General features: G+C 44.7%; 8 protein-coding genes. 3 read left to right on the top strand and 5 right to left on the bottom strand.

The features are described from left to right. Positions 1–479: 479 nt before the first annotated feature. The gene (locus ABGY95_RS04600; protein ID WP_347440530.1) at positions 480–1,607 is read right to left on the bottom strand and encodes an acyltransferase; all 1,128 of its coding nucleotides are present in this window, start codon (positions 1,605–1,607) and stop codon (positions 480–482) included. A gap of 191 nt (positions 1,608–1,798) precedes the next feature. On the opposite strand from ABGY95_RS04600, the gene menD reads away from it, so the two are divergent. The 3 genes from menD to ABGY95_RS04615 all read left to right on the top strand — a co-directional run bounded on the left by menD (position 1,799) and on the right by ABGY95_RS04615 (position 4,381). After that, on the top strand, positions 1,799–3,367 hold the full coding sequence (gene menD, locus ABGY95_RS04605) for a 2-succinyl-5-enolpyruvyl-6-hydroxy-3-cyclohexene-1-carboxylic-acid synthase (RefSeq protein WP_347440523.1): 1,569 nt from the start codon (positions 1,799–1,801) through the stop codon (positions 3,365–3,367). Between the two features lies 1 nt (position 3,368). Continuing rightward, positions 3,369–3,629, top strand: a complete 261-nt coding sequence (locus tag ABGY95_RS04610) for a hypothetical protein (protein WP_347440524.1) — start codon at positions 3,369–3,371, stop codon at positions 3,627–3,629. Positions 3,630–3,772: 143 nt separating this feature from the next. Beyond that, on the top strand, positions 3,773–4,381 hold the full coding sequence (locus ABGY95_RS04615; RefSeq protein WP_347440525.1) for a D-Ala-D-Ala carboxypeptidase family metallohydrolase: 609 nt from the start codon (positions 3,773–3,775) through the stop codon (positions 4,379–4,381). 25 nt (positions 4,382–4,406) lie between these two features. Here the strand turns inward: ABGY95_RS04615 and ABGY95_RS04620 are convergent, their stop codons facing one another. The 4 genes from ABGY95_RS04620 to ABGY95_RS04635 are packed head-to-tail and all read right to left on the bottom strand — an operon-like array spanning position 4,407 to position 7,971. Beyond that, positions 4,407–6,101 (bottom strand): protein kinase, encoded by a 1,695-nt coding sequence (locus ABGY95_RS04620; RefSeq protein WP_347440526.1) that lies wholly within the window; start codon positions 6,099–6,101, stop codon positions 4,407–4,409. A 35-nt stretch (positions 6,102–6,136) separates the two neighbouring features. Next, entirely contained in the window at positions 6,137–6,562 is a 426-nt protein-coding gene (locus ABGY95_RS04625) for a hypothetical protein (RefSeq protein ID WP_347440527.1), read from the bottom strand. A gap of 9 nt (positions 6,563–6,571) precedes the next feature. After that, entirely contained in the window at positions 6,572–7,267 is a 696-nt protein-coding gene (locus ABGY95_RS04630; protein ID WP_347440528.1) for a hypothetical protein, read from the bottom strand. Next, the gene (locus ABGY95_RS04635) at positions 7,267–7,971 is read right to left on the bottom strand and encodes a hypothetical protein (protein ID WP_347440529.1); all 705 of its coding nucleotides are present in this window, start codon (positions 7,969–7,971) and stop codon (positions 7,267–7,269) included. The genes ABGY95_RS04630 and ABGY95_RS04635 overlap by 1 nt, the downstream gene beginning before the upstream one ends. Between the last annotated feature and the right edge of the window lie 77 nt (positions 7,972–8,048).

The following is an 8,048-nucleotide window of genomic DNA, read 5'->3' on the forward strand; positions in this document are numbered from 1 at the left end:
CTTAACGAAGACACCAACGAATTCATTCGCCAATATTTCCCAAAGGCAACCGACTTACTCAAGGTGAGCTTGAGTAGGTTAAAAAAGTAGAAGGTCTCCTCAACTCTCGACCAATAAATGTTTAGGCTATGCAGCTCATCATGATATATTTTAAGCACCAACCCCGATTGCGCTAGCCTCTTGAATCCGCGTAAAGAACATAGCTACAATAGCGCAACATGTCAGAGCTTCTACTCAACGCTTCAAGGCGAATTATGGCCTAAATGTGGGTATTTTGAAACAAGGGTAGAGGCGAAAAAAAGCCCTTCGACCATATCGGAGTTGATTAACAATACGCATCGAAGGCATACATTAATGGGAAATATTTCGCCATACGAGTTAATAACTCAATACATTCAAATTTCTCTAACGACCTAAAAAATCTAACCTTCAGATTAGGGTTCTACCTGATCGAAACTCTTGGTGAACACTAGGCTGTCTTAGCTCTTTTTGCTACCCCAGCGCATGCTTGGACGCTCGATGTAGTAGTAGGCTACAGAACAAGCGAATAATGTGAGGGTGATGAGTAGGGTGAGAGGTACAAGATTGAACGGCCAGTTGCCCTTTTGCAGTCCAAAGATTGGAGTGATGAAGTTGATGTGGAGAAAGTAGAGGATGTGTCCATGAAAGAGATAAATGGAATAGCACATACCGCCTATTGTAGCGATCAGCGGCAGAGACAATAGGGATTTTAGAAGTCGACCTCTGAGGATGCAAGTAAATGCAATGAGCAATAAGTAAGCCAGCCAGGAATGCGATCCATTGATTTTGAGAGCGAAAGGAATAAATAGCCAAGCTGCAATGCCTATAGCATCGAACACGAGTGCGGAACATGTAGAGTTGCTCCGTTCTTTCCAAAATTTGAGGTAAATATCACCGAGGAGTAGGCCGGCAAGAAAGAACTGAAGTTGGCCCAATATCGATCGAGACCAAATGCCACTCGGAAATTGGTGACCCAAATGATTCACGCAGGAATAAACTATGTAGATGCTAGAAAGCAAGATGAGGTATCTAAGAGTCGAGGACCGTAGAGTGAAAATTTTGCATAATAGAGGAGCCAGGAGGTAGAATTGTATTTCAATCTCTAGTGTCCACGAGACAAAGAGTAGTGGGTTTAGCTCACCATTGTAGAATAGGCTATTAGAATAGATAATTCCAGTAGCGTAATGCGCCAAGCATTCTAGGAAACTGACCCCCTGAATGATTTGAAAAAGCAGTCCTAGAGTGAGAGCTATTAAATAAGGGAAGCCTATCCGCACCATTCTGCGCGAGTAGTAGGTCTTGAGGTTGACCGGGTTGCGCCCTTTTAGAGAATGTCCAGCAAAGGGGAGTGCTAGAACGAAACCGCTGATGACAAAAAAGACCTGTACGCCAAACCAGCCTTGGCCGATAGCGAAGTTGAGCCAGTCCCAGTTGACCGGAAAACTCACACCTTGCGGTATTGGATTCGCAAAATAGAGAATGTGAGCGTGGTAGAGAAGCACAGCCATGATGGCGACGAAGCGGAGACCGTCGATCTCAGGCATGTAGTTGCCGGAGCTAGTCACGCGTGAAAACCTAGAGATCACGGTTTTCAACTTGGATGGATGTGTTTTATTTGGACTCACTGCTCACTGAAATTTTGGCAGATACTATAGGGGATATGTGAGCCGTCCAGTGTGGATACATGAAATCTATGATGAGTGAGAGTTGAACTCAATTTTTGATCTGCCGAAGTATTAAAGTTTTCCAAATTGCAAACTTAGGGTAGAGGTGGTGCGTGAAAAACGAAGCAGTAGGAACATCGGTGATTGAGGCCTGCTTGAAGGCTGGAGTTCGGGAATATGTGGTGTGTGCAGGTGCTAGAAACCTGAGTATTGTTGAGGCGCTAGTAAGTAGTGACGATGCGGTTATCTGGTCACATTTTGAAGAGCGTTCAGCTGGATTTTTTGCATTGGGGAGAATCATGGACTCACGGGAACCATGTGCCATTGTGACAACTTCAGGCACGGCGGTGGCTGAACTCTTGCCAGCTCTGGTTGAAAGTCATTATCAAGGCCGCCCGCTTGTTGTGATCACGGCCGATAGACCAGCTGAGTATCGTGGCTCTGGAGCTCCTCAGTCGATTGATCAAGTGGGTATTTTTTCGAACTATGTGGGGGGCTGTGTTGATGTGGCAGAAGTGGGGAGGGAGATGTTTCAGGAATGGAATGGCAGGGAGCCGTGGCACATCAATGTTTGCCTCCAGGAGGACGAAGTGGCTAGGCCCGTGCAGGCCAGTTTGATACCATTTGCTAGCAGACGGGAAAACTTTGATGTGAGTCAACTAGTGCACTTCTTTGCGAATTACTGGAAAGGCTTGGTTGTTTGCGTAGGTGGACTAGAGCCAGAAGATCGAGAAGAGGTGTTCAACTTTTTAAAAGAAATAAAAGTACCAGTTATCGCAGATGCAGCTTCTGGGCTAAGAGAATTACTCGGTCCCCTACTATTGGCCGACCCTGAAAGGTTGTTAAGGGAAGCTTCGCCACAATCAGTGCTTCGTATAGGTGAAGTTCCGGTAGGTAGATTTTGGCGTGATTTGGAAGGTCAGCCAGAGGTGGATGTATTTTCGATTACGCGAACGGGCTTCTCTGGCTTAGCTCGCGAGAGCAATGTGATACTTGGTGAAGTCGGGCGAGTTCTCAGAGGCTTAGGTGAAATCGGGGAGCTTGGAGATGCCTTAGACATGTTGGCACTCAGTCGTGGCCGCTGGGGGCAGATTGATCAGTTGCTTGAGATGTACCCAGATAGTGAGCCTGGAATGGTCCGAATGCTTTCTATTTACTCCACTGTGGCTGATAGTATTTACCTTGGAAATAGCCTTCCTATCCGTGAATGGGGACAGTTTGCACAACGCGATTACCCGTCAGAAAATGTGCGCGCGAACCGTGGTGCCAATGGAATTGATGGCCAGTTGTCGACTTGGATAGGTTTAACTCACGGTCTAGATGATTCATGGAGTGTTGTTGGTGACCTTACAGCCCTCTATGATATGTCTGGCCCTAGTCTACTCGATGGCTGTGAGGCAAGTGGCCGTGTGATTGTGGTGATCAATAATGGTGGAGGTAGAATATTTGAACGTTTGCCAAGAGTGAAGAACATGTCGGAGCCAACTCAGCAAATCGTGGCAAACACACATGGTTTCGAATTTGAGCAATGGGCTCAAATGTGGGACATGGATTATCAGAAATTCACCAGCACTGATGCTATTGATATTGAGCCGGCACAAAAGGCATCAGTGATCGAGTTAGTGCCCAGTGCTCAGCAAACTAAGGATTTCTGGGAAGCTTATGCTAAACTGACATTCTAAAATGGGTAGCATCAAAACTAGTAAAGAGAGTGCCCAAATAGCACGTGCGATTCTTCACGATAGGCAAGCCCGTCGTAAATTGATGATGGGCATGTTACTTTTTTGGGTGGGTATGCTGGCACTAGGGACTTGGCTTATAGATGAGTTTTTAGCGGAAAGTGTGTGGTTGTTTTGCATCTATTGGGGAGCATTATGCGTAGGAGTGCTCTTTTTAATTCTCTTTTGTGTGTACGACATGCTGAAGGTCATACAGGAGCGATAACTTTTGAGGTGGAGCTGGATTGGCTCTTTCTCATATCGTACTTGTTTGTGAAAAGACTGAAATTTCTACGTAAAGTTTAAAGATAGAGTAAATTCTTGATTTTCCTCTGGTCATCGGGCGCTTCAGTGTTCACAAATAGTGAGATGCATGAAGAGAGCGACACATACGGACCACTGGCTTTGACTGGCCGTCGTCGTTTCTTAGCTGTACTAGGTGCATTTGCTGGATCTTGCCTGATGTCACTGCAAAACGCAAAGGCGGGTTTATTTTACAGTACCAAACCTGTTGCCGGAATACCTCAAGATTGGGTTAACCAAAAAGGGAATGACGTACTTCGCTATGCTAATTACATCAAAGGCCTACGCTTGAAAAATGTTACGCCGTATATGGTACTGAAACCACACTTCAAAGCCCGTGGCAGAACTAAGAATAGCCTTCCTCCCCGTTATATGTGGAGCCGTATAGCGCCAACGTTGAGAGTTATTGATGCAATGGCTTCAAGTATGAGATCGCCTGTATCTGAACTGCTCTCCATTTACCGCAGCCCGGCATATAATCGTGCAGTGCGTGGGCGTAGCCGTTCTCAGCATTTAGAGAATCGAGCTGTTGATGTTCGTTTTAAAGGTGTTTCTGCCTACACGGTTTCAAAGGTAGCTCGGAATATTCGTTCTCGTGGTAGATTTGCTGGTGGTGTTGGTCGCTATAGTAGCTTTACTCACGTTGATACTCGTGGGCATAATGCAGATTGGTAATAATCTATTCTGTGTACATCGTAGCTTATTGACTAAGCAGTTTACTGGTGAATTCTAAATGGAATTCATACAGAAAGTCATTTGGATATCTGTGGTTAGAACTATAGAGGAAAAGTAGTACTCCAAAGATCAGCAGAAGAAAATTCTGAGCCCCGTGTTTTGGTTTTAAGCATGCGAAAGTGAAGTCACTCACCACTGGTAACAATATCGCTGGAATTAGCCACTTAGGGTTACATTGAATCATTCGGATGCGAGTGAGTATGAGAGAGGCCAAAAGGAAGAGCAAAGACGTGACCACTAAGCAACCTTGCCAGAGTCTGGGCTGAAAGAAGAGAAATGTAGCAACGAGACAACTGAGAACTACCGCGACAGTAATTTCGATAGGAAACGGAGGTTTTTTGTCCTGCGTCACACGAATCTGTGAAGTTATCCCAGCAGCACCTTGCGCTCGTATGCCTTGAGAATTTCGCAGGCTAATTTGCTCTTTCCTTTCGGGCCTGGGCGGCATGGCTTGAGCCATTTTAAATTCTTCTGTGAATTCCGGGATCTGAACAGCTGGAGTCCATTCTCCAATTCGATATTGATAGATGGGGTCATTTGAGCGGATGAACCCTTCTGCAATGAGTTCACAGATCTTTGAAAACTGAACCGGGCCTTTACGCTTTCCATCTATTGAAAAGTACCACATGTCTTGTGGTCTGACTTGATTGACACGCTCTGACATAGGAATCATATCCTGAGCTGGCGTAACTGTTTTAGCTCTTTTACTATTATCAAATTCAGCTTGTTGTTTTGCAGATAGCTTCACAGTGGCTTTTGTGATAGGCGCCAGCGAATTTAGCATCGAATTATTTAAATGACTATCATAGGAAATTTTAGAAAGACTTTTAATAGCGTCAATGCCTTCTAGCTGCAACAGAGCATTTAGTGACTCTCGGCAACTTTCAATACGGTCCTCTTGCTTGTAGTGAATATGTGACTCAAGCCATTCACAAAAAGAGTTGGGAAGATTAGGCAGGTGCTCTTTAATGGGAATAAAGTCATTGCGTATGTGCGACGCCATAATGACCACGGAAGAATCGCCAGTGAAGGCAAACTCTCCAGTAAGGGCGTAGTAGAAGAGGCAACCAATGGAGTAAATATCAGAAGCCTCAGTGTTGACATTAGACTCGATTACTTCAGGAGCCATGAAATGAATGGAGCCAACAATCCTCTGATGCCCACTTTTACTGCTGGAAGTATCATCCTGTGAAGGAGACATACCAAAGTCTAATACGGTAGCTTGGTAGTTAGAGCGATCGAGCTCAGTTAGCATGATATTGCAAGGCTTCAGGTCACAGTGTAAAATACTGTGTTCATGCGCTGTAGCCATAGCGCTCAGTAGTTGCGTGGCGATGAAAAGAAATTGTTGGAAGTCAAGATTTCCTTCTTTTACTACTTTATCGAGAGTGACACCCTCGATAAGTTCCATGATTATATCTCCTCCAGTTTCAGTTTCAATAACATCGTATATAGAAACGATGTTAGGATGTCTTAGACCAGCTAGGACTTTGGCCTCTGTTAGTAATTGCTCTTTGAGCTCAATGTGATTCGTGTAATTCTCTGTTTTAAGACGTTTTATGGCGATGTCGCGATCCAAGTGAGTGTCACGAGCTTGGTACACGCAACCAAAGCCTCCGGACCCTATTTTTCTGGTGATCTGGTGTCGCTCCTTTCTCATGTAATCTTAAATATTTTTTATCGCCCTAATAGAGACTATTGGCGAGGAGGTAGTAGAGGGGGGAATGGGCTAGGGTTTGTTCTGAGAGCTTCTGTTTCTCTCTCTGACTGAAGGGGGCGAAAGCTAGCGCTATGCGTATCTAAGCGGAATTGAACGGCATTGAGTTCGCGGTTTAGCTCAGATTGTTGATTCCTCATAGTATTTTGTAGTTCTATTAGTTTGTTGAGTTTTCTCTCAACTTGGCTACTGCCGATAGCATGTGCATCCGCCACTGGTGTTGAATGGTGAAGTGTTTCAGAGTCCAGTGCAGACGTGTAGTAATGAGAGCCATTTTTGTGCAACGTATTTGCTGTGTGTTGTAGTTCCGGTTCTATGGAGCCGAGGCTCTGTTTATGGTTGAGGACAATTCCAAGTGAAATACCTGTGATGCTCGCACACGCGACTGCTAAAAGATTGTGCATATTGAGTCTTTATTTGGGGAGTGAATCAACAAGAGCTGCAAGATTAGCAATACTTTGATCTAAAGAGTTTCCAGCTTGTTCTAAATTATTGGTGGTCGTACGGAGGGAAGCAGAAATACTGTGAACTTGTTGATACCCACGTCTAGGTTCGTATCCTGGTTCTCTTGCTTGGATAATCCTACTGGATATTTCAGGAACAAGGGTGTAGGGAGTGACGCTGAGAGAAAGTGTTTTACCTGTAGTCAATTTGACTTTGATAGGGTAAGCTTTTTCTTGCTCAGCTGGAATATAACGCCAGCCAATAGGAGGCTTTTGCATCGGTTTAGGAGCCCATGGAGTAAGGAGCTGAAAAGTTCCAGTTTGAGCTTCAGATAAATTGATTTGCTCCGGTAATTCGATCTTTACGGTGACTGGTTCATTAGGCTCAGGTAACCTCATATCTTTTGGTTGCCTAGGCAAAGGTTCATGTTCTACTACTACTAATACTGATTCTGGCGTCTCTTCAGACTTTTCTGGTTTGTCAAGGTTTTCACTAGGTTCCAAGGCATCAAGACTTTGTGAGGTTTCTACTTCCTTTCCAGTGAGGGAATTGTCTGAATCGTATTCAGTAAGGTCGGTATCATCTACAATGATGGCCGCAGGTGCATCTTGGGCCATACTCGAAAGAGGTAGAAGGAGGAATAAATAGATAGAAACGTAGTTCATTAGTTTGAAAGCTTGATTGTTGATGCACTGTTTTCAGGAAGCATACTAGGGTGTGAGCTCGATTTTTGTGGAAGTGAAGGGCTGTCGGCTCGAAGCGCCGCAACAGGTTGAGCACTCATAAGTAAACTATCCCAAGCCAATTGTATGTTTTTGCCATCTTGGTGAAGCTTTTTAATCTGTGATTGGTAAATTTTGAGCGCGCGCAAGACTCTCGACGCTTCATGTGCCTGCTCAGGCCCGAATCTAAGGGCGCGCGTTTTATAAATAACTGGGACTTCGAGAATGATACGCTCTGATGAATTGTTGCTTTGAGCCGTGATTACATGCTGCACACGGTCGTTGGTCTCTTCAAAACCAACCAAATCTTTAGTGGAATCACTCACTGGGAGTGGAATGTTTGAATTTTTATTTACTGCGCTTATTTGTGCAGGGGCGGCACTGCTACTTACTTCTCCTGGGAGTTTTGAATTAGCTAGATTGGCGAAGCTATTACTTGTAGTCATGGTCTCATGTTTACTTGCAGTGTCAGCGAGGTCTGATTGCACACTAGGGCCTTCTTGAGCTTCTGCAGTCGCATGGGTTATTACTGTAGGTTTAGTCACGTAGAGCCAACAGAAGAAAACAGCACTGAGCGTGCTGAAGGTGAGTAAATACTTATAAGTGAGGGTGATGTCACTGGTTGTTTGTGTGCTTGGTGTAGGCATCTTTCTGTGTTTCTAGATGGCTTCGAGGCTTATCTAGGAGGCAATACTTACATGAACGACAGATTGATTCTGTAACC

This window comes from Rubritalea sp. (assembly GCF_039830215.1).
Classification (GTDB): Bacteria; Verrucomicrobiota; Verrucomicrobiia; order Verrucomicrobiales; family Akkermansiaceae; genus Rubritalea.

Excerpts from the sequence above, each read along its gene's own strand:
- ABGY95_RS04610 (WP_347440524.1), top strand. The coding sequence starts at position 3,369 with ATGGGTAGCATCAAAACTAGTAAAGAGAGTGCCCAAATAGCACGTGCG.
- ABGY95_RS04615 (WP_347440525.1), top strand. The coding sequence starts at position 3,773 with ATGCATGAAGAGAGCGACACATACGGACCACTGGCTTTGACTGGCCGT.
- ABGY95_RS04620 (WP_347440526.1), bottom strand. The coding sequence starts at position 6,101 with ATGAGAAAGGAGCGACACCAGATCACCAGAAAAATAGGGTCCGGAGGC.
- ABGY95_RS04625 (WP_347440527.1), bottom strand. The coding sequence starts at position 6,562 with ATGCACAATCTTTTAGCAGTCGCGTGTGCGAGCATCACAGGTATTTCA.
- ABGY95_RS04630 (WP_347440528.1), bottom strand. The coding sequence starts at position 7,267 with ATGAACTACGTTTCTATCTATTTATTCCTCCTTCTACCTCTTTCGAGT.
- ABGY95_RS04635 (WP_347440529.1), bottom strand. The coding sequence starts at position 7,971 with ATGCCTACACCAAGCACACAAACAACCAGTGACATCACCCTCACTTAT.